General features: G+C 62.4%; 18 protein-coding genes. 10 read left to right on the top strand and 8 right to left on the bottom strand.

What is annotated here, in order from left to right; translation table 11 throughout:
- Positions 1-90: 90 nt before the first annotated feature.
- The 5 genes from carA to grpE all read right to left on the bottom strand — a co-directional run bounded on the left by carA (position 91) and on the right by grpE (position 6,324).
- Positions 91-1,227, bottom strand: coding sequence for a glutamine-hydrolyzing carbamoyl-phosphate synthase small subunit (gene carA, locus JET17_RS03555; protein ID WP_039602472.1), 1,137 nt, complete (start codon positions 1,225-1,227; stop codon positions 91-93).
- Positions 1,228-1,600: 373 nt separating this feature from the next.
- On the bottom strand, positions 1,601-2,404 hold the full coding sequence (gene dapB / locus JET17_RS03550) for a 4-hydroxy-tetrahydrodipicolinate reductase (RefSeq protein ID WP_012312641.1): 804 nt from the start codon (positions 2,402-2,404) through the stop codon (positions 1,601-1,603).
- 13 nt (positions 2,405-2,417) lie between these two features.
- Positions 2,418-3,542, bottom strand: a complete 1,125-nt coding sequence (gene dnaJ, locus JET17_RS03545; protein WP_012312640.1) for a molecular chaperone DnaJ — start codon at positions 3,540-3,542, stop codon at positions 2,418-2,420.
- A 197-nt stretch (positions 3,543-3,739) separates the two neighbouring features.
- Positions 3,740-5,668: a molecular chaperone DnaK gene (dnaK, locus tag JET17_RS03540; protein ID WP_012312639.1), complete on the bottom strand. Its 1,929-nt coding sequence runs from the start codon at positions 5,666-5,668 to the stop codon at positions 3,740-3,742.
- 101 nt (positions 5,669-5,769) lie between these two features.
- Entirely contained in the window at positions 5,770-6,324 is a 555-nt protein-coding gene (gene grpE / locus JET17_RS03535) for a nucleotide exchange factor GrpE (RefSeq protein WP_012312638.1), read from the bottom strand.
- Positions 6,325-6,515: 191 nt separating this feature from the next.
- Here grpE and recN point away from each other — a divergent pair, with 191 nt between their 5' ends.
- Entirely contained in the window at positions 6,516-8,189 is a 1,674-nt protein-coding gene (recN, locus tag JET17_RS03530; RefSeq protein WP_012312637.1) for a DNA repair protein RecN, read from the top strand.
- A 112-nt stretch (positions 8,190-8,301) separates the two neighbouring features.
- On the opposite strand, the gene fur is transcribed toward recN, so the two are convergent.
- Complete coding sequence (gene fur / locus JET17_RS03525) at positions 8,302-8,706, bottom strand: ferric iron uptake transcriptional regulator (protein ID WP_008096237.1); 405 nt, start codon at positions 8,704-8,706, stop codon at positions 8,302-8,304.
- A gap of 97 nt (positions 8,707-8,803) precedes the next feature.
- On the opposite strand from fur, the gene JET17_RS03520 reads away from it, so the two are divergent.
- Positions 8,804-9,340: an outer membrane protein assembly factor BamE gene (locus tag JET17_RS03520; protein ID WP_012312636.1), complete on the top strand. Its 537-nt coding sequence runs from the start codon at positions 8,804-8,806 to the stop codon at positions 9,338-9,340.
- Between the two features lie 61 nt (positions 9,341-9,401).
- On the opposite strand, the gene JET17_RS03515 is transcribed toward JET17_RS03520, so the two are convergent.
- On the bottom strand, positions 9,402-9,836 hold the full coding sequence (locus tag JET17_RS03515) for a type II toxin-antitoxin system RatA family toxin (RefSeq protein ID WP_012312635.1): 435 nt from the start codon (positions 9,834-9,836) through the stop codon (positions 9,402-9,404).
- Between the two features lie 162 nt (positions 9,837-9,998).
- Here JET17_RS03515 and smpB point away from each other — a divergent pair, with 162 nt between their 5' ends.
- A complete protein-coding gene (gene smpB / locus JET17_RS03510; protein WP_012312633.1) occupies positions 9,999-10,481 on the top strand; it encodes an SsrA-binding protein SmpB in 483 nt (160 codons plus the stop codon).
- A 175-nt stretch (positions 10,482-10,656) separates the two neighbouring features.
- Here the strand turns inward: smpB and JET17_RS03505 are convergent, their stop codons facing one another.
- Entirely contained in the window at positions 10,657-11,424 is a 768-nt protein-coding gene (locus JET17_RS03505) for an FCD domain-containing protein (RefSeq protein ID WP_012312632.1), read from the bottom strand.
- Between the two features lie 256 nt (positions 11,425-11,680).
- Between JET17_RS03505 and JET17_RS03500 the strand changes: the two genes are divergently transcribed.
- The 7 genes from JET17_RS03500 to JET17_RS03470 all read left to right on the top strand — a co-directional run bounded on the left by JET17_RS03500 (position 11,681) and on the right by JET17_RS03470 (position 19,553).
- Complete coding sequence (locus JET17_RS03500) at positions 11,681-13,351, top strand: lactate permease LctP family transporter (protein ID WP_012312631.1); 1,671 nt, start codon at positions 11,681-11,683, stop codon at positions 13,349-13,351.
- A gap of 63 nt (positions 13,352-13,414) precedes the next feature.
- On the top strand, positions 13,415-14,560 hold the full coding sequence (gene lldD / locus JET17_RS03495; RefSeq protein WP_012312630.1) for an FMN-dependent L-lactate dehydrogenase LldD: 1,146 nt from the start codon (positions 13,415-13,417) through the stop codon (positions 14,558-14,560).
- Between the two features lie 73 nt (positions 14,561-14,633).
- The gene (locus tag JET17_RS03490; RefSeq protein WP_012312629.1) at positions 14,634-17,444 is read left to right on the top strand and encodes an FAD-binding and (Fe-S)-binding domain-containing protein; all 2,811 of its coding nucleotides are present in this window, start codon (positions 14,634-14,636) and stop codon (positions 17,442-17,444) included.
- 672 nt (positions 17,445-18,116) lie between these two features.
- On the top strand, positions 18,117-18,386 hold the full coding sequence (locus JET17_RS03485) for a hypothetical protein (RefSeq protein ID WP_012312628.1): 270 nt from the start codon (positions 18,117-18,119) through the stop codon (positions 18,384-18,386).
- A gap of 4 nt (positions 18,387-18,390) precedes the next feature.
- Complete coding sequence (locus tag JET17_RS03480) at positions 18,391-18,639, top strand: DUF3077 domain-containing protein (RefSeq protein ID WP_012312626.1); 249 nt, start codon at positions 18,391-18,393, stop codon at positions 18,637-18,639.
- A 391-nt stretch (positions 18,640-19,030) separates the two neighbouring features.
- Complete coding sequence (locus JET17_RS03475) at positions 19,031-19,300, top strand: hypothetical protein (protein ID WP_012312627.1); 270 nt, start codon at positions 19,031-19,033, stop codon at positions 19,298-19,300.
- Positions 19,301-19,304: 4 nt separating this feature from the next.
- The gene (locus JET17_RS03470; RefSeq protein ID WP_012312626.1) at positions 19,305-19,553 is read left to right on the top strand and encodes a DUF3077 domain-containing protein; all 249 of its coding nucleotides are present in this window, start codon (positions 19,305-19,307) and stop codon (positions 19,551-19,553) included.
- The last annotated feature ends 74 nt before the right edge of the window (positions 19,554-19,627 follow it).

Genomic DNA, 19,627 nt, shown 5'->3' with positions numbered 1-19,627 from the left:
CCGGGGTCAGTCGGCAAGCCGCTTTGAACAATCTGGGTCAGGCGCTTCCGGGCGCGGCAGGTGCCGGCCCGGGGCCTTGAAGCAGGATGCTCAGCGGCGCTTGGCCATGGCATCGGTGAAACGATCGAACAGTGGCGCGACGTCGGTCGGGCCCGGGCTCGCTTCAGGGTGGCCCTGGAAGCTGAACGCGCTCTTGTCGGTACGCTCGATACCCTGCAGGGTGCCGTCGAACAGCGACTTGTGGATGGCGCGAACGTTACCCGGCAGGGTGGCTTCGTCTACGGCGAAACCGTGGTTCTGGCTGGTGATCATGACCACGCCGGTGTCCAGGTCCTGGACCGGGTGGTTGGCACCATGGTGGCCGTGGCCCATTTTCACGGTCTTGGCGCCAGAGGCCAGCGCCAGCAGCTGGTGGCCCAGGCAGATGCCGAACACCGGAATATCGGTGTCGAGGATCTCTTTGATCGCCTGGATCGCGTAGTCGCATGGCTCTGGATCACCAGGGCCGTTGGACAGGAACACACCATCAGGGTTGAGCGCGAGCACTTCGCTGGCCGGGGTCTGGGCAGGCACCACGGTCACGCGGCAGCCACGGGCGACCAGCATGCGCAGGATGTTCAGCTTGACGCCGTAGTCGAAGGCAACAACGTGGTACGGCAGCTCGGAAGCTTCCAGGGTCGGGTGGCTGTCGGTTTTCAGCTCCCACACGCTGGAGCGCCACTCGTAACGCTCCTTGGTGGAAACGACCTTGGCCAGGTCCATGCCCTTGAGGCCCGGGAAGGCGCGGGCAGCGGCGATGGCGGCTTCTTCGCTGATGTTGTCACCGGCGAGAATGCAGCCGTTCTGAGCGCCCTTTTCACGCAGAATACGGGTCAGGCGACGGGTGTCGATGCCGGCGATGGCAACGACATTGTTGGCCTTGAGGTAGTCAGGCAGCGACTGGGTGTTACGCCAGTTGCTGGCCAGCAGCGGCAGGTCACGGATGACCAGGCCGGCGGACCAGACACGGTTCGACTCGGCGTCTTCCGGAGTGGTACCGGTGTTGCCAATGTGCGGGTAGGTCAGAGTAACGATTTGCTGCGCGTAGGAAGGGTCTGTAAGGATTTCCTGGTAGCCGGTCATAGCGGTGTTGAACACCACCTCACCAACGGTCTGACCGTCGGCTCCGATGGCTTCACCGCGAAAAATACTGCCGTCGGCAAGGGCGAGTATGGCTGGCTTTGTCAAGAAGACCTCCCGTAAATCAAGCATGAAAGGGCGATCGCAGGTTGCAAAAAAGCGGAGTGACGTATGGACACGTCACCCCGCTTCTATGTGCTGAATTCAATTCGCTGCGCGCTTTTAGTGGACACACTAAAGCTGTAGCTTACAGAAAAGTGCTTTTTTGGTCTACCGTAAATGTGCCTCTAAAACACATGATTGCGACAGGCTGACCTTCTTGGGCAATGAACACGCGCGTAGGAGCGGCCTTGTGTCGCGAAAGGGCTGCGTAGCAGCCCTAGCTTTCTGCGGCGCTGCCGAGATCCCTGGGGCCGCTGCGCGACCCTTTCGCGACGCAAGGCCGCTCCTACAGGGATCACATGTACCCCGAGGGAACGGCTTAACGCAGCTCCAGCACATCCTGCATGTCGTACAAGCCCGCCTCACGCCCATCCAGCCACAGCGCGGCACGCACCGCACCCTTGGCGAAGGTCATGCGGCTGGAAGCCTTGTGGGTGATTTCCAGGCGCTCACCTTCAGCGGCGAACAGCACGGTGTGGTCACCGACCACATCGCCGGCACGCACAGTCGCAAAACCGATGGTCTGGCGATCACGCGCGCCCGTCTGGCCCTCACGACCATACACCGCCACTTCCTGCAGATCACGACCCAGGGCATTGGCAACCACCTCACCCATGCGCAGCGCAGTGCCTGACGGCGCATCGACCTTGTGCCGGTGATGCGCCTCGATGATCTCGATGTCGACATCATCGCCCAGCACCCGCGCCGCCATGTCCAGCAACTTCAGGCTGAGGTTGACGCCTACGCTGAAGTTGGCGGCGAAGACGATCGGGATGTCCTTACCCGCCTCGGCCAGCAGCTGCTTCTCCTCGCTGGTGAAACCGGTGGTGCCGATGATCATTGCCTTGCCATGTTTGCGGCAAAACGCCAGGTTCTTCAGGGTCACCGAAGGGTGAGTGAAGTCGATCAGCACATCGAAATCGTCGGCAACCTTGGCCAGGTCATCCGACAGCAGCACGCCGATACGACCGAGCGCCGCCAACTCACCGGCATCCGCCCCCACCAGCGAGCTGTCCGGGCGATCGATCGCCGCCGTCAGCCCAGCACCCTGGGTTTGCTGCACAGCTTCGATCAGGGTCTTGCCCATCCGCCCTGCCGCGCCCATCACTGCAATACGTCGCATAGCCTGTTCCTTGTCAGAGATCGCCGAAGAAGCGCTTCACGCCATCGAACCAGCCATTGGCCTTGGGCGAGTGGGAGCTGTCGCCTTCGAGCGAGTCGCGCAGCTCTTCGAGCAGTTCACGCTGGCGACGGCTGAGGTTGACCGGGGTCTCGACCGCAACGCGGCACAGCAGGTCACCTGCACCACCACCACGCACCGGTGCAACACCTTTGCCACGCAGGCGGAACTGCTTACCGGTTTGCGTGCCCTCAGGGATCTTCAGCTTCACACGACCATCGAGGGTCGGCACTTCCAGCTCGCCACCCAAAGCGGCATCGGTATAGCTGATAGGCACTTCGCAATACAGGTGCTTGCCGTCACGCTGGAAAATCTCGTGCTCACGCACGTTGATCACCACGTAAAGGTCGCCGGTCGGGCCACCATGAGTGCCTGCCTCTCCTTCGCCAGAGAGGCGGATGCGGTCGCCAGTGTCGACGCCGGCCGGCACTTTGACCGACAGGGTCTTGTATTCCTCGACACGGCCTTCACCGTGGCACGAACCGCAAGGGTCGGTGATGATCTTGCCCTGGCCATGGCAGCGCGGGCAGGTCTGCTGCACCGAGAAGAAGCCCTGCTGCATGCGCACCTGGCCGATACCGCCGCACGTCGGGCAGGTCGACGGGGTCGAACCCTTCTTCGCACCGCTGCCGTCACAAGGCTGGCAGTTGACCAGGGTCGGCACGCGAATACTGACCGTCGTGCCGCGAACGGCTTCTTCCAGGTTCAGCTCCAGGGTGTAGCGCAGGTCGCTGCCGCGCGCAGCGCCACCACGACCACCGCCACGCCCACCACCGAAGAAGTCACTGAACACATCGCCAAAGATGTCGGAGAAGTTGGCGCCACCAAAGCCTGCACCGCCGCCACCCATGCTCGGGTCGACACCGGCGTGACCATACTGGTCGAACGCGGCCCGCTTGCTCGCATCAGACAGCACTTCGTAGGCCTCGTTGGCCTCCTTGAACTTGTCTTCGGACTCTTTGTCGCCCGGGTTGCGGTCCGGGTGGTACTTCATCGCCAGGCGGCGATAAGCCTTTTTCAGGTCTGCTTCACTGGCGCCGCGCTCGACACCCAGGACCTCATAATAATCACGCTTGGACATAGGTCATTTGCACCTTGTTGGGCGTTCGGCATCCGCGCCGCGCCGTCAGCACCCGCCTGAAGACCCGATGCGGCCCAGACAAATGCTGTAAAAATTCTCGAATTCCAGATACGCCAACGCGGGAGCAAGCCCCCGCGCGGCGACATCCTACCAGCTCACCGCCAAACGACGGTGAGCTGGCCGACAACATGCAACGATTACTTCTTGTCGTCGCCTTTCACTTCTTCGAACTCGGCGTCAACCACGTCATCGTGCTTGGCTTCCGGTTCGGCCTGCTGCTGAGCGCCGCCCTGAGGCTGTTCGGCCGACTGCTCGGCGTACATCTTCTGCGCTACCGGCGCGGAGACCTTGGACAGCTCCTCGACCTTGGCATCGATGGCAGCCTTGTCGTCGCCTTTGACAGCGGCTTCCAGGGCAACCACGGCCGCTTCGATGGCAGTCTTCTCTTCGGCAGTGACCTTGTCACCGGCGTCAGCGACCATCTTGCGGGTCGAGTGAACCAGCGCGTCACCCTGGTTGCGGGCAGCGGCCAGCTCTTCGAACTTGCGGTCTTCCTCGGCATTGGCCTCGGCGTCACGCACCATTTTTTCGATCTCTTCGTCGGACAGACCGGAGTTGGCCTTGATCACGATCGACTGGGTCTTGCCGGTGGCCTTGTCTTTGGCGCCGACGTGCAGGATGCCGTTGGCGTCAATGTCGAAGGTCACTTCGATCTGCGGAACACCACGCGGTGCTGGCGGGATGTCAGCCAGGTCGAACTTGCCCAGCGACTTGTTCTGCGAAGCCTGCTTGCGCTCACCCTGCAGCACGTGAATGGTCACTGCGCCCTGGTTGTCGTCGGCAGTCGAGAACACCTGCGACTTCTTGGTCGGAATGGTGGTGTTCTTCTCGATCAGCGGGGTCATCACGCCGCCCATGGTTTCGATACCCAGGGTCAGCGGGCTGACGTCCAGCAGCAGTACGTCTTTCACGTCACCGGCCAGTACGGCACCCTGGATGGCAGCGCCCATGGCAACTGCTTCGTCCGGGTTGACGTCCTTGCGAGCTTCCTTGCCGAAGAAGTCGGCTACGGCCTTCTGAACCAGCGGCATACGGGTCTGGCCACCGACCAGGATCACGTCGTCGATCTTGCTGGCGTCGATGCCCGCGTCTTTCAGGGCGATGCGGCAAGGCTCGATGGTACGGTTGACCAGGTCTTCCACCAGCGACTCCAGCTTGGCGCGGGAGATCTTCACGTTCAGGTGCTTCGGACCGGTCGCATCTGCAGTGATGTACGGCAGGTTCACGTCGGTCGACTGAGCGGAGGACAGTTCGATCTTGGCCTTTTCCGCAGCTTCTTTCAGACGCTGCAGGGCCAGAGGGTCGTTCTTCAGGTCCATGCCCGACTCTTTCTTGAACTCGTCGACGAGGTAGTCGATCAGGCGCATGTCGAAGTCTTCGCCACCCAGGAAGGTGTCGCCGTTGGTGGCCAGTACTTCGAACTGGTGCTCACCGTCGACTTCGGCGATTTCGATGACCGATACGTCGAAGGTACCACCACCCAGGTCATAAACGATGACAGTGTGGTCGCCCTTCGCCTTGTCCATGCCATAGGCCAGCGCAGCAGCGGTCGGTTCGTTGATGATGCGTTTTACGTCCAGACCCGCGATGCGACCGGCGTCTTTGGTGGCCTGACGCTGGCTGTCGTTGAAGTAGGCCGGAACGGTGATGACCGCCTCGGTGACTGGCTCGCCGAGATAGTCTTCGGCGGTCTTCTTCATCTTTTTCAGAACTTCGGCGCTGATCTGTGGCGGCGCCATTTCCTTGCCGGAAGCCTCGACCCAGGCGTCACCGTTGTTAGCCTTGACGATCTTGTACGGCACCAGCTTGATGTCTTTCTGCACGACATCTTCTTCGAAGCGGCGGCCGATGAGGCGCTTCACTGCGAACAGTGTGTTGTGCGGGTTGGTGACGGCCTGGCGCTTGGCCGACTGGCCAACCAGGATTTCGCCATCATTGGCGTAGGCCACGATCGAAGGGGTGGTACGCGCACCTTCGGCGTTTTCGATGACCTTGACGTTACCGTTTTCCAGAATGGAGACGCACGAGTTGGTGGTCCCCAGGTCGATACCGATGATTTTGCCCATGTTTACTCTCCCGAAACTTGAATTTGGTAGCAGCGACTACTTTGGCCAACTGCGGTAATACTTGAAGGCTTGACACCTAGATGGGGATGCCCCGTCGGATTTCAAGCCTTTTCATCGATCGAAGGCTGCGGCGCGCTCGGCGCCTTGCTGACCACCACCATGGCAGGGCGCAGCAGGCGGCCATTGAGCAGGTAGCCCTTCTGGAACACGTTCAGCACGCTGTTAGGCTCTACCTCGGCGCTTTCCTGCATGGCCATGGCCTGATGGTGCTCGGCGTTGAACGGCTGGCCGTGCGGGTCGATGGCTTCGAGGTTGTAACGCTTGAGGGTGTCCTGGAACATCTTGAGGGTCAGTTCGACGCCTTCACGGATCTTCTTGACCTGCTCATCTTCAGCGCTGGAGTGCGCCAGAGCCAGCTCCAGGCTGTCGATCACCGGCAACAGGTCGCCGGCAAACTTTTCCAGGGCGAACTTGTGCGCCTTCTCGACATCCTGCTCGGCGCGGCGACGCACGTTCTGCAGATCGGCAACGGCACGCAGGGACTGATCCTTGGCGGCGGCCAGCTGCTCCTCGAGCTCTTGAACGCGGGCGCCGTTATCCACTGCACCAGCCTCTTCGGCGTTAAGGTCTTTCTCATTCAGCTGTTCGTCAGCCATGGGGTCTCTCCTCCGCAATCTCTGTAGTACGAGCAAAGCTCGCCGTGTCTGCCGGCTATATGGGGCCGGAAAAATCAGCTTCAAGGGGCAAAGCGGTTTTCAGGTCGACGATGGAAACTGCGAGCAGGCATTGGCAGGCTCGAAAAAAGTACTGTATAAATAACCAGACCTGACTTCTCGGGAGCCGCCCCATGCTGGTGCATCTGTCCATTCACAACTACGCCATCGTCGAACACCTCGACCTCGAACTCGCCCGCGGCATGTCCGTCATCACCGGCGAGACCGGCGCAGGCAAATCGATCATGCTCGACGCCCTCGGCCTGGCCCTTGGTGATCGCGCCGACAGCGGCGTGGTGCGCCCTGGCGCGGACAAGGCGGACATCCTGGCCACCTTCGATCTGGTGGATATCCCCGAAGCGCACACATGGCTGGCCGAGCGCGACCTGGACGACGGCGGCCCGTGCATCCTGCGCCGTGTCATCACTGCCGAAGGCCGCAGCCGCGGTTACATAAACGGCACGCCCTGCCCACTGGGTGACCTGAAGGCGCTCGGTGAACTACTGATCGACATCCACAGCCAGCACGAGCACCAGTCGCTGCTCAAGACCGACACCCACCGCCGCCTGCTCGACGAATATGCCGGCGCCATCGACCTGTCCCGCCAGGTCCAGCTCGCAGCCAAGCGCTGGAACCAGACCCGCCTGGAGCTCGAGCGCCTGGCCAACTCCGACGATGAGCAGCGCGCCCGCCACCAGTTGCTCAGCTATCAGCTGGAAGAGCTCGACAACCTTGGCCTCGGTGAGAACGAACTGGAGCAGCTGGAGCAGGAACACAAGAACCTGACCAACGCCGAAGCCCTGTTCGGCATCTGCCGCCAGGTCATCGACCAATGCAGCGAAAGCGACTCAGGCAATGTGCTCGGCGCCCTCACCTCCAGCCTCAATCGCCTGGGCGCCGCAGCCAACACCCCCAAGGCGCTGGGTGAAGCCGCCAACCTCATCGCCAGCGCACAGATCCAGATAGAAGAAGCCGTAGGCGAACTCAACCGCTTCCTCGACAACTTCGACGCCGACCCCATGCGCCTGCAGGCCCTGGAAGAGCGCCTCGACACCATCTACACCCTGGCACGCAAACACCGCGTGCACCCCACCGAACTGCCCCATCTGCAGCAGCAGTTGATGGAGGAGCTGGAAGGCCTGAATGCCAGCGACGAATCCATAGAGCGCCTGGGCGAAGAACTGTCCGCCTATGCCAAGCACTATCAGGAAAGGGCGATCGAGCTGAGCGCCCTGCGCCAGCAGGCAGCCCAACAGCTCGCCGTCGCGGTCGAACAGGAGATCCAGCGCCTGGGCATGCCTGGCGGGCGGTTCTGCATCGAACTCACACCCAACGAAAGCAGCGACCTGTCGCCACACGGCCTTGAGCAAATAGAGTTGCTGGTCAGCGCCAACCCCGGGCAGCCGCTCAAAGGTTTGGCCAAGGTGGCCTCGGGCGGCGAACTGTCACGGATCAGCTTGGCGATCCAGGTCATCACGGCGCAAACCTCACGCATCCCGACACTGGTCTTCGATGAGGTTGACGTGGGCATCGGTGGCCCGACGGCCGAGATCGTCGGCCAGCTATTGCGCCGCCTCGGTGAGCGCGGCCAAGTGCTGACCGTCACCCACCTGCCGCAGGTCGCGGCGCAGGGGCATCATCATTTGTTCGTGCACAAGGTGCGCAACAGCGACACCACGCACACTGCGGTGGCCAGCCTTGGCAAGCGCGAGCGGGTCGAGGAAGTGGCGCGGATGCTGGGTGGTATCGACCTGACCAAGGAATCGCTGGCGCATGCGCGCAAGATGGTGGTGTCCGGTAAGGCGTAATGCTGCCTACACTGGCGTCATCGCCGACAGCCGGCTCACGCAGCTACCCCTGCAGCAGAAAGCACAAAGGCGACCCCAGGGTCGCCTTTGCTCTTCATAACGACCGAAAACGTTACTTTTTCTTACGCACGTAGAGGACCAGATTGTGGTCCACCAACTCGTAGCCATGCTCGGCCACGATCTCTTTTTGGCGCCGCTCGATTTCGGCGTCCATGAATTCGATGACTTCACTGGTCTCCACGTTGACCATATGGTCGTGGTGACCGCCGTCCGCCAGCTCGAAAACTGCGTGACCGCCATCGAAGTTGTGCCGTACCACCAGCCCAGCAGCCTCGAACTGGGTGAGTACGCGATAAACGGTTGCCAGACCGACGTCCTCGCCAGCCTCCATCAGCGCCTTGTAGACATCCTCGGCGCTCATGTGACGTTGCTCGGTCGAGTCGAGCATCTGAAGGATCTTGACTCGAGGCAGTGTCACCTTGAGACCGGCTTTGCGCAATTCGCTATTTTCAACCATGGTCAGCTTTCTCGCCGATGCTGCTTCGCAGCTTCTCTTAATACGGGTATGATCGGGGTTTACGTTGTCCAGCCAAGATAGTGGAAGTCGCCCACCGATGCAAAACAACACCAAGCTCTTGCTAACCAGCCTCACCTTCGTGGGACTGCTCGCACTCGCCGGTTGCTCGTTTCCCGGGGTTTACAAAATCGACATCCAGCAGGGCAATGTCGTTACGCAAGACATGATAGACCAATTACGCCCCGGAATGACCCGCCGGCAAGTAAGGTTTATCATGGGCAACCCTCTGCTCCAGGATACTTTCAACACCAATCGTTGGGATTACCTGTACAGCCTGCAACCCGGTGGCGGCCAACGCCAGCAGGAGCGCATGAGCATATTCTTCAACGACAGCGACCAACTGGTCAGCCTGTCGGGCGACTTCATGCCAGGCGTGAGCCGCGACCAGGAAATCCTGGGCGGCAGCAGCGATACCACTGTCAGCCCGGCCACCCAGCCAGGCCAGCCAGCATCGCAGCCGGAAGAGGCGCCGGCCAAGCCAGGCTCGGTGGAGGAATCCATCCAGCGCGAGATCGACACCATCGAGACCACACCGGTGCCGACACCTGCCCCGCTGGATACCTCGCCGCAGTAAATGCAGGCGTAAAAAAGCCCGGATCAGTCCGGGCTTTTTTGTGCCTGATGACTTGGCAGCATCACGTATTGAGCTGTTTTGCACGCTGGCAGAACGCATCCACCAGCGTGTTGGCGGCCTGATTGAACAGCGGCCCCAAGGTTGCCCGGACAATCGGCCCGGCATAATCGAAGGACAGGTCCAGGCTGATCTTGCAGGCTTTTTCACCCAGCGCCTTGAATACCCACACGCCATGCAACTGGGTGAACGGCCCTTCCTCCAGGTTCATCTCGATGGACTGCCCGGGCACCAGCACATTGCGGGTCACGAACTGCTGGCTCATGCCACCTTTGGCCACCTCCAGCTTGGCGCGCATGTGCGTGTCACTGGCTTCGAGCACAGTCGAGGCCGAGCACCAAGGCAGGAACTGCGGGTAGCTGGCTACATCATTGACCAGGTCGTACAGCGCCTGGGCAGGGTACGGCAGCAGGGCGGAGCGTTGAATATGGGTAGTCATCCAGGCGTCACTTCCAAGGCTGGGTGGCGGGCTTCGCAGCGTGCCAAAAACAGGTTCTGTGCGTAAGACAGGGCCTGTATTGTCCGGTATTCATTGCGGTGGCTCAAGCGCACCTAAATCCCGTAGCCGACCACGCGGTGACTTGCCTATAATGCCGCCCCTATGGCTAAACAAAAGAAACATCCGACCGGGACCATCGCGCAAAACAAAAAGGCGCGACACGATTACTTCATCGAGCACAAGTTCGAGGCCGGGCTGGTCCTGTCCGGTTGGGAAGTAAAAAGCCTGCGGGCCGGCAAGGCGCACCTGACCGACAGCTACGTGCTGCTCAAGGATGGCGAAGCCTGGCTGTTCGGCAGCCACATCACCCCGCTGACCACTGCCAGCACCCACGTCATCGCCGACCCTATCCGCTCGCGCAAGCTGCTGCTGAACAAGCGCGAGCTGGAGCGTGTGGAAGCTGCGGTGGCGCAGAAGGGCTACACCTGTGTGGCCCTGGCGCTGTACTGGAGCAAGCACCTGATCAAGTGCGAGATTGCACTTGGCAAGGGCAAGAAGGAATTCGACAAGCGCGACACCGTGCGCGAACGCGATTCCAACCGCGAGCTGCAGCGTGCGGTGCGGAACAAGGGCAAGGAAGACTAATTCCCGCCCTTGCGCGATCGCCGTAGGAGCGGCCTTGCCGGGGCGCCGGACCGGTCGGAAAGGACTGCACAGCAGTCCCTGGATGTCCGCGGCGCCGCTGATATCCTGGGGCCGCTTTGCGGCCCTTTCGCGACGCAAGGCCGCTCCTACAGGGCGCGCATTCAGCAGCAACCGATCAGCGCCCGCTGCGCCGCTCTGCCCGCGCTACGCGCTGGGCTTCGTTCTGCGCCTCTTCCAGCACCTCCTGCACATACAGAATGTGCCGGCTGGACACCTCCCGCGCATCATCCGCCCTGCCCTCGACAATCGCCTGGTACAACTCACGGTGCTGGCTGATCAGCATGTCCCGCGTCTCGGTACGCTGCTGGTACATGCCCCCGATGTTGGTCACCACGTTGCGCTTTAGCAGGTCGAACAGCCCGCGAATGGTATGCAGCAGCACCGCATTGTGGCTGGCTTCGGCAATCGCCAGGTGGAATCGCGCATCCGCCGCGCCCTCCTCTGCACGCGTGACCTGGTCAGCCCGCGCATAACAGTCCTGCAGGGTGTCGAATGCAGCCTTGAGGCGCGCCCGATCTGGCTCGGTGGCGCGCTGGGCAGCGTAGTAGGCGCATGACGCCTCCAGGGTGTGACGGAACTCCAGCAAATCGCGCTGCGCCTCGGCGCTGTGCTCCAGCAGTTGCAGCAATGGGTCACTGAAGGTTGAGCCGAGCGATTCGGCCACATAGTTACCGCCACCCTGCCGGCTGACCAACAGCCCCTTGGCCACCAGCTTCTGGATCGCCTCGCGCAGTGAGGGGCGCGACACACCGAACTGCTCGGCCAGGGCACGCTCGGCCGGCAGCCGTTGGCCTGAGGTCAACGTGCCTTCGAGAATCATCCCTTCCAACCGATCGACGATGTCGTCGGACAGGCGCCGCTGGCGGACCTGATCAAAAACCATCACATGCTCTCCACAAACCCCCGGCAAAGTTCAGGGGGCGTCTATTCTCGCCGATCCACGCCACGCCGACACCCACCAGCCGACGTTTTTCCCATGCCATCAGCCGCCCGCTCATCGGCACACGACCAAAGTTTTGCACGGGACAAATTGACACACCCATGACAGCGCTTTTAACCTAGCGTCCAGCCATTGTAAATTGGTCTTACCAATTATCCAATGCCAGTGCCTGACCAACAACAATTAGGGGCTACCCCATATGCAAACCTGGCAACAACTCTATTCCCCGCTTGGTAGTCTTGGCCTGTCCGCACTGGCGGCGGTCATACCCATCGTGTTCTTCTTCCTGGCCCTCGCCGTGTTCCGCCTCAAAGGCCACGTCGCCGGCAGCATTACCCTTGGATTATCGATGCTGGTGGCGATCTTCGCCTTCCAGATGCCGGTCGACATGGCCCTTGCTGCCGCGGGCTATGGCTTCCTCTACGGCCTCTGGCCAATCGCCTGGATCATCGTAGCCGCGGTGTTCCTGTACAAACTCACGGTCAAGAGCGGCCAGTTCGAGGTGATCCGCAGCTCGGTACTGTCGATCACCGACGACCAGCGCCTGCAGGTGCTGCTGATCGGCTTCTGCTTCGGTGCCTTCCTCGAAGGCGCGGCCGGCTTCGGCGCACCAGTGGCAATCACTGCCGCGCTGCTGGTGGGCCTGGGCTTCAACCCGCTGTACGCTGCCGGCCTGTGCCTGATAGCCAACACCGCCCCCGTGGCGTTCGGCGCCCTGGGCATCCCGATCATCGTCGCCGGCCAGGTCACGGGCATCGACGCCTTCCACATCGGCGCCATGACCGGCCGCCAGCTGCCTCTGCTGTCGTTGTTCGTGCCGTTCTGGCTGGTATTCATGATGGACGGCCTGCGCGGCGTCAAAGAAACCTGGCCTGCAGCCCTGGTGGCCGGTCTGAGCTTCGCCGTTACCCAGTACTTCACCTCCAACTTCATCGGCCCGGAACTGCCGGACATCACCTCGGCCCTGGCCAGCCTTGTCGCCCTGACCCTGTTCCTGAAGGTCTGGCAGCCCAAGCGCTCGTTCGCCGAAGCCAAAGGTAGCGTCGGTGCCGCCGTGGTCAGCAGCGGCGGCAGCCAGCCAAGCCCTTACAGCTTCGGTGAAATCTTCAAGGCCTGGTCGCCGTTCCTGATCCTCACCGTACTGGTCACCATCTGGACCCTGAAACCGTTCAAGGCGGCATTCGCCCCGGGCGGTGCGATGTACAACTTCGTGTTCAACTTCGCCATCCCGCACCTCGACCAACTGGTGATCAAGACCGCGCCGATCGTCGCCGCGCCGACCGCCATGCCAGCGGTGTTCAAGCTCGACCCGATCTCCGCCACCGGTACGGCGATCTTCCTGTCCGCGCTGATCTCCATGGCCGTATTGAAGATCAACTTCAAAACTGGTCTTACCACTTTCAAGGAAACCTTCTGGGAACTGCGCTGGCCGATCCTGTCGATCGGTATGGTTCTAGCTTTCGCCTTCGTCACCAACTATTCGGGCATGTCTTCGACCATGGCCCTGGTACTGGCCGGCACCGGCGCCGCGTTCCCGTTCTTCTCGCCGTTCCTGGGCTGGCTGGGTGTGTTCCTCACAGGCTCCGACACCTCGTCCAATGCCCTGTTCGGTTCGCTGCAGGCCACCACCGCCCACCAGATCGGGGTCAGCGACACCCTGCTGGTAGCGGCCAACACCAGCGGCGGCGTGACCGGCAAGATGATCTCGCCGCAGTCGATCGCCGTGGCCTGCGCAGCCACCGGCCTGGTCGGCAAGGAGTCCGACCTGTTCCGCTTCACCGTCAAGCACAGCCTGTTCTTCGCCACCATCGTCGGCCTGATCACCTTGGTTCAGGCCTACTGGCTGACCGGCATGCTGGTCCATCACTAAAGTGAAAGGGGCCGGGCGCCACCGAGCGCCCGGCATCTCCTTCAACCCACGCTGCGAGAATCCATGATCATTTCCGCCTCCACCGACTATCGCGCCGCGGCCCAACGCAAGCTGCCCCCTTTCCTCTTCCACTATGCCGACGGCGGCGCGTACGCAGAGCACACCCTGCGCCACAACGTCTCGGACCTGGCCGGCATTGCCCTGCGCCAGCGGGTGCTGAAGAACATGTCCGAGCTGAGCCTGGAAACCCGGCTGTTCGACGAAACCTTGAGCATGCCCGTGGCCCTGGCCCCGGTCGGCCTCACCGGTATGTATGCCCGCCGCGGCGAAGTGCAGGCAGCACGTGCGGCAGCCGCCCATGGCATCCCCTTCACCATGTCTACCGTGTCGGTCTGCCCGATCGAAGAAGTGGCGCCAGCCATCGACCGGCCGATGTGGTTCCAGTTGTATGTGCTCAAAGACCGCGGTTTCATGCGCAACGCGCTGGAGCGGGCCAAGGCCGCCGGGGTCAAAACCCTGGTGTTCACCGTCGACATGCCGGTGCCAGGTGCCCGTTACCGTGATGCCCACTCCGGCATGAGCGGTGCCAACGGGCCAATGCGCCGCGTGTTGCAGGCCATGACCCACCCCGAATGGGCCTGGGACGTTGGCGTGATGGGCCGCCCGCACGACCTGGGCAACATTTCCAAATACCGCGGCAACCCCACCGGCCTTGCCGACTACATCGGCTGGCTGGGTAGCAACTTCGACCCGTCGATTTCGTGGAAGGACCTGGAATGGATCCGCGAGTTCTGGGACGGCCCGATGATCATCAAAGGCATCCTCGACGCCGACGACGCACGTGACGCGGTCAAGTTCGGTGCCGACGGCATCGTCGTCTCCAACCACGGCGGCCGCCAGCTCGACGGCGTGCTGTCCAGCGCCCGTGCGTTGCCGGCGATCGCCGACGCAGTGAAAGGCGACCTGAAAATCCTCGCCGACTCCGGCATCCGCAGCGGCCTCGATGTAGTGCGCATGATCGCCCTGGGCGCAGACACCGTGCTCATCGGTCGCGCCTTCCTCTGGGCCCTAGCCGTGCATGGCCAGGCCGGGGTGAAGAACCTGCTCGAACTGTTCGAAAAGGAAATGCGCGTAGCCATGGTGCTCACGGGCGCCAAGGCGATCAGCGAGATCAGCCGCGACTCGCTGGTACGCGAACTGGGCGCTTGAGCGCCTGCAAAAACACCGCCTGTATGACCGGGCATGCGGCGCGCCAGACGCCGTGGCCCGGTGAGGAGATAGCATGAGCCTGCCCGCCGCATTCCTGCGTGATGCCGAGCGCCTGATACCCGCCGATCGCCGTTTCGACGACGCCACGTCCACCCTGGCCTTTGGCACCGACGCCAGTTTCTACCGGCTGATCCCCAAGCTGGTCGTGCGCGTGGAGTCGGAAGACGAAGTGGTCGGGCTGCTGCAACTGGCCCAGCGCGAACGCGTGCCGGTGACCTTCCGCGCCGCGGGCACCAGCCTGTCCGGCCAGGCTATCAGTGACTCAGTGCTGATCGTGCTCGGCGATAACTGGGGCAACAAGGAGATCCGTGGCCAGGGCGAACAGATCCGCCTGCAACCCGGGGTTATCGGTGCCCAGGCCAACGCCTGGCTGGCCCCTTACGGGCGCAAGATCGGCCCGGACCCGGCCTCGATCAATGCCTGCAAGATCGGCGGCATCGTTGCCAACAACGCCAGCGGCATGTGCTGCGGCACCGCACAGAACACCTACCACACCCTGGCCGGCCTGCGCCTGGTGCTGGCTGACGGCACGCGCCTGGACAGCGAAGACCCGGGCAGCGTTGCCGCCTTTGAAAGCAGCCACGCCGACCTGCTCGAAGCGCTGGCCCGGCTTGGCCGCGAAACCCGCGCCAACACCGCACTGGCAGAGCGCATCCGGCACAAGTACCGGCTGAAGAACACCACCGGCTTGTCGCTCAACGCCCTGGTGGATTACGACAAGCCCCTGGATATCCTCCAGCATTTGCTGGTTGGGTCTGAAGGTACGCTGGGCTTCATCAGCGCCGTCACCTACAACACCGTGCCCGATCACCCGCACAAGGCCAGCGCGCTGCTGGTGTTCCCCAGCGTGGAAAGCTGCTGCCGCGCGGTGACCGTGCTCAAGCGCCAGCCGGTGTCCGCCGTGGAGCTGCTCGACCGCCGCAGCCTGCGTTCGGTGCAAAACATGCCGGGCATGCCGCTGTGGGTAAAAGGCCTGTCGGGCAATGCCTGCGCGCTGCTGATCGAGTCCCGGGCTGCCAGCCAGAGCCTGCTGCACGAACAACTACAACAGGTCATGGCCTCTATCGCCGAATACCCGCTGGAACAGAAAGTCGACTTCAGCGAAGACCCGGCGGTGTACAACCAGCTGTGGAAGATCCGCAAGGACACCTTCCCCGCCGTCGGCGCCGTGCGCCAGACCGGCACCACGGTGATCATCGAAGACGTCACCTTCCCCGTCGAGCAACTGGCCGAAGGCGTCAATCGCCTGATCCAGCTGTTCGACAAGCACCACTACGACGAAGCGATCATTTTCGGCCATGCGCTGGAGGGCAACCTGCACTTTGTCTTCACCCAGGGTTTCAACAGCGCGCAAGAAGTCGCGCGCTACCAGGCTTTCATGGATGACGTGGCGCAACTGGTGGCCGTGGAGTTCGGCGGCTCGCTCAAGGCCGAGCACGGCACCGGCCGCAACATGGCGCCGTTCGTGGAGCTGGAATGGGGGCATGACGCCTATCAGCTGATGTGGACGCTCAAGCGCCTGCTCGACCCCAACGGCATCCTCAACCCCGACGTGGTGTTGAGCGAAGACCCGGACATTCACCTGAAAAACCTCAAGCCGCTGCCTGCCGCCGACGAGATCGTCGACAAATGCATCGAGTGCGGCTTCTGCGAGCCGGTCTGCCCCTCCAAAGGCCTGACCCTCAGCCCACGCCAGCGCATCGTCATGTGGCGTGACATTCAGGCGAAAAAACGCGCCGGCATCGATACCCGCGCACTGCTGCAGACTTACCAGTACCAAGGCATCGACACCTGCGCCGCCACCGGCCTGTGCGCCCAGCGCTGCCCGGTGGGCATCAATACCGGCGAGCTGGTGAAGAAGTTGCGCAGCCAGGCCGCCGAGCATGCAAAGACCGCCGACTGGCTGGCCGAGCACTTCTCTACTGCACTGGGCGGCGCCCGCCTGACCCTGACCGCCGCCAACACCGCCCGCAAGCTGCTCGGCGCCCCGCGCCTGGGCCGCCTGAGTGCGTCGTTGAGCAAGGCCAGCAACGGCCGCCTGCCGCAATGGTCCCCCGCCATGCCGCAGCCGTTGCGCAGCATCGATTTCGGCCCAGCGAGCAACGATGCCCGGCCACGGGTGGTGTACCTGGCGGCTTGCGTGTCACGGGTGATGGGCCCGGCCTATGCCGACCGCGAGCAAAGCTCACTAATGGACAAGACCCGCGCCCTGCTGGAAAAGGCCGGTTACCAGGTGGTGTTCCCCGGCAACGCCGACAGCCTGTGCTGCGGGCAGCCGTTCGCGTCCAAAGGCTACCCCGAGCAAGCGGAGCACAAGCGCCAGGAGCTGATCAACGCGCTGCTGCACGCAAGCCGCGGCGGCCTCGACCCCATCTACTGCGACACCAGCCCCTGCACCCTGCGCCTGGTGCAGGACCTGGGCGACACCCGCCTGGACCTGTACGACCCGGTGCGCTTCATCCGCACCCACCTGCTGGACAAGCTGGAGTTCACCCCACAAAACGAACCGGTGGCGGTGCACGTGACCTGCAGCACCCAGCACCTGGGTGAAAGCCAGGCGCTGATCGACCTGGCGCGGCGCTGCAGCACGCAAGTGGTGATCCCGGAAGGGATTCACTGTTGCGGGTTTGCCGGTGACAAGGGCTTTACCACACCAGAGCTAAATGCCCACTCACTGCGCAGCCTGAAGGACGCAGTGCAGTATTGCAGTGAAGGGATTTCCACCAGCCGGACCTGTGAGATCGGGTTGTCCAGCCACAGCGGAATCGATTACCACGGGCTGGTCTACCTGGTGGATCGCGTCACCCGCCCACGCACCCTCTGATCTGCCCGGTGATTCGCCGGCAAGCGCTGCCCCCGGTGGTAGCAACTGTCTTGCTCAACCTCTAAAAGCTGGCGCGATCCCTGTGGGAGCCGGCTTGCCGGCGATGGGCTGCAAAGCGGCCCCAGATGCTCGCTGGTCCCGTCGAGCGCGCTCGGGCTATTACAGCTCCGCTATGGGGCTGCTGCGCAGCCCATCGCCGGCAAGCCGGCTCCCACCGCGACCGCGCAGTTCTTCAGGCCTGCGCTTTACCTGTGTAAGCAACCGTCTTGCCCAATTTCTAAAAGCCGGCGCAATCCATGTGGGAGCCGGCTTGCCGGCGATCGGGGCGCAGCCCTCGCCTACCCCCTCCACCCGTAAGACATTTCCTAACCTGCAACCAAATGCTTCTGGATTAAATGCTTTGGGATTTATCCTACGACCGCCGCTGCCGTTTCGCTGTTGTTGCTCACAACCATCAGGGCTAACTTCCCTGGGTCGTCATCTTTGACGATTTGGGTGTGAGAGCCCGCAAACTTCGGCAGTACTGCTATGGCAGCCGCAACGCGGGCAGGCTTCGGCCTGGCTGGCTTATGCCGATCTTTGCCGGTCTCTCACCCCGCGTTCGGCTGCCACCTTATTCTGTGAGAGGAAGACGAAGGGCAGCTCAAATCCAGCCACGATCGGATCTGCACCATGAAGAAAATCGTACCCGACCCACCCCGCTCCAAACTCCTCACCAACCCGTACTTCTCCATCCACACCGACATGCCCCCTCCAGACGCCCTGGCCCACGCCAGCGAACTGCTGCGCGGCGTCGCCGAAACCATCGACGAACACTGCCGCACCCACGCCGGCGAACCGGGCCTGAGCATGCTCAGCAACGCCGAGCACGCCTGCGAAACATCCAGAGCCCTGATCGAGCATGCCTTGACTGGCCTCTACAACGCGCAAAGGCAGAGGTGATTCAATGAACGACGCATTGAAAAACGTCACCACCGCCGGCAGGGAAACCTTCGACCTATTTCGCCTGCAACCGGGCGTGCCTTTCGAGCACGCCTTCAGCCAGCTGTCAGTACTGCTCGGCTGCATCCGCCACCTCACCACCGAAGCCGAAATGGAAAACGACCGCAAAGCCGGCAGCGCGGCGCGCATCCTGAGCGAGATGGCCAAGGCACTGATCGACGACATCGAGCTTGGGCTGAACAAATCCCACTGATGCCACCCGGGCCGCTCTGCGGCCCAATTGCCGGCGATCGAGGGCACAGCCCTCACCTAAGCCCTCCACCCGTAAGACATTTCCTAACCTGCAACCAAATGCTTCTGGATTAAATGCTTTGGGATTTATCCTACGACCGCCGCTGCCGTTTCGCTGTTGTTGCTCACAACCATCAGGGCTAACTTCCCTGGGTCGTTTTCGAACGACAGGGTGTGAGAACCCCGTAAACATGACAGCAGCCTCGTAATGGCGGCCCTGCGTGGGCAGACCTCGGTCTGGCCGGATTTCCCATGTTTACCGGTTTCTCACCCCACGCATGGCTGCCACCCAATCCCGTGAGAAAGGATCGCGTAGGCAGCTCCTGTTGAGTAATCAAACTGGGATCTGCACCATGAAGAAAATCGTACCCGACCCACCCCGCTCCAAACTTCTCACCAACCCGTACTTCTCCATCCACACCGACATGCCCCCTCCAGATGCCCTGGCCCACGCCAGCGCACTGCTGCGCGGCGTCGCCGAAACCATCGACGAACACTGCCGCACCCACGCCGGCGAGCCGGGCCTGAGCATGCTCAGCAACGCCGAGCATGCCTGCGAGACGTCCAGAGCCCTGATCGAGCATGCCTTGACTGGCCTCTACAACGCGCAAAGGCAGAGGTGATTCAATGAATGACGCGTTGAAAAACGTCACTACAGCCGGCAGGGAAACCTTCGACCTGTTTCGCCTGCAACCGGGCGTGCCTTTCGAGCACGCCTTCAGCCAGCTATCAGTACTGCTCGGTTGCATCCGCCACCTCACCACCGAAGCCGAAATGGAAAACGACCGCAAGGCCGGTAGCGCGGCGCGCATCCTGAGCGAGATGGCCAAGGCGCTGATCGACGACATCGAGCTTGGGCTGAACAAATCCCACTGATGCCACCCGGGCCGCGCTGCGGCCCACTCAGCGGCAACACCCCGCCGCACACCATCATGTCGCCAAGCCAGCAC

The sequence above is a fragment of the Pseudomonas putida genome, assembly GCF_016406145.1.
In the GTDB taxonomy this organism is placed as follows: Bacteria; Pseudomonadota; Gammaproteobacteria; order Pseudomonadales; family Pseudomonadaceae; genus Aquipseudomonas; species Aquipseudomonas putida_E.
This window is presented reverse-complemented; position numbering and strand designations above follow the sequence as displayed.

Excerpts from the sequence above, each read along its gene's own strand:
- smpB (WP_012312633.1), top strand. The coding sequence starts at position 9,999 with ATGGCTAAACAAAAGAAACATCCGACCGGGACCATCGCGCAAAACAAA.
- JET17_RS03475 (WP_012312627.1), top strand. The coding sequence starts at position 19,031 with ATGAAGAAAATCGTACCCGACCCACCCCGCTCCAAACTTCTCACCAAC.
- lldD (WP_012312630.1), top strand. The coding sequence starts at position 13,415 with ATGATCATTTCCGCCTCCACCGACTATCGCGCCGCGGCCCAACGCAAG.
- JET17_RS03515 (WP_012312635.1), bottom strand. The coding sequence starts at position 9,836 with ATGACTACCCATATTCAACGCTCCGCCCTGCTGCCGTACCCTGCCCAG.
- recN (WP_012312637.1), top strand. The coding sequence starts at position 6,516 with ATGCTGGTGCATCTGTCCATTCACAACTACGCCATCGTCGAACACCTC.
- JET17_RS03505 (WP_012312632.1), bottom strand. The coding sequence starts at position 11,424 with ATGGTTTTTGATCAGGTCCGCCAGCGGCGCCTGTCCGACGACATCGTC.
- dnaK (WP_012312639.1), bottom strand. The coding sequence starts at position 5,668 with ATGGGCAAAATCATCGGTATCGACCTGGGGACCACCAACTCGTGCGTC.
- fur (WP_008096237.1), bottom strand. The coding sequence starts at position 8,706 with ATGGTTGAAAATAGCGAATTGCGCAAAGCCGGTCTCAAGGTGACACTG.
- dnaJ (WP_012312640.1), bottom strand. The coding sequence starts at position 3,542 with ATGTCCAAGCGTGATTATTATGAGGTCCTGGGTGTCGAGCGCGGCGCC.
- JET17_RS03485 (WP_012312628.1), top strand. The coding sequence starts at position 18,117 with ATGAAGAAAATCGTACCCGACCCACCCCGCTCCAAACTCCTCACCAAC.
- dapB (WP_012312641.1), bottom strand. The coding sequence starts at position 2,404 with ATGCGACGTATTGCAGTGATGGGCGCGGCAGGGCGGATGGGCAAGACC.
- JET17_RS03520 (WP_012312636.1), top strand. The coding sequence starts at position 8,804 with ATGCAAAACAACACCAAGCTCTTGCTAACCAGCCTCACCTTCGTGGGA.
- JET17_RS03500 (WP_012312631.1), top strand. The coding sequence starts at position 11,681 with ATGCAAACCTGGCAACAACTCTATTCCCCGCTTGGTAGTCTTGGCCTG.
- JET17_RS03490 (WP_012312629.1), top strand. The coding sequence starts at position 14,634 with ATGAGCCTGCCCGCCGCATTCCTGCGTGATGCCGAGCGCCTGATACCC.
- JET17_RS03470 (WP_012312626.1), top strand. The coding sequence starts at position 19,305 with ATGAATGACGCGTTGAAAAACGTCACTACAGCCGGCAGGGAAACCTTC.
- JET17_RS03480 (WP_012312626.1), top strand. The coding sequence starts at position 18,391 with ATGAACGACGCATTGAAAAACGTCACCACCGCCGGCAGGGAAACCTTC.
- grpE (WP_012312638.1), bottom strand. The coding sequence starts at position 6,324 with ATGGCTGACGAACAGCTGAATGAGAAAGACCTTAACGCCGAAGAGGCT.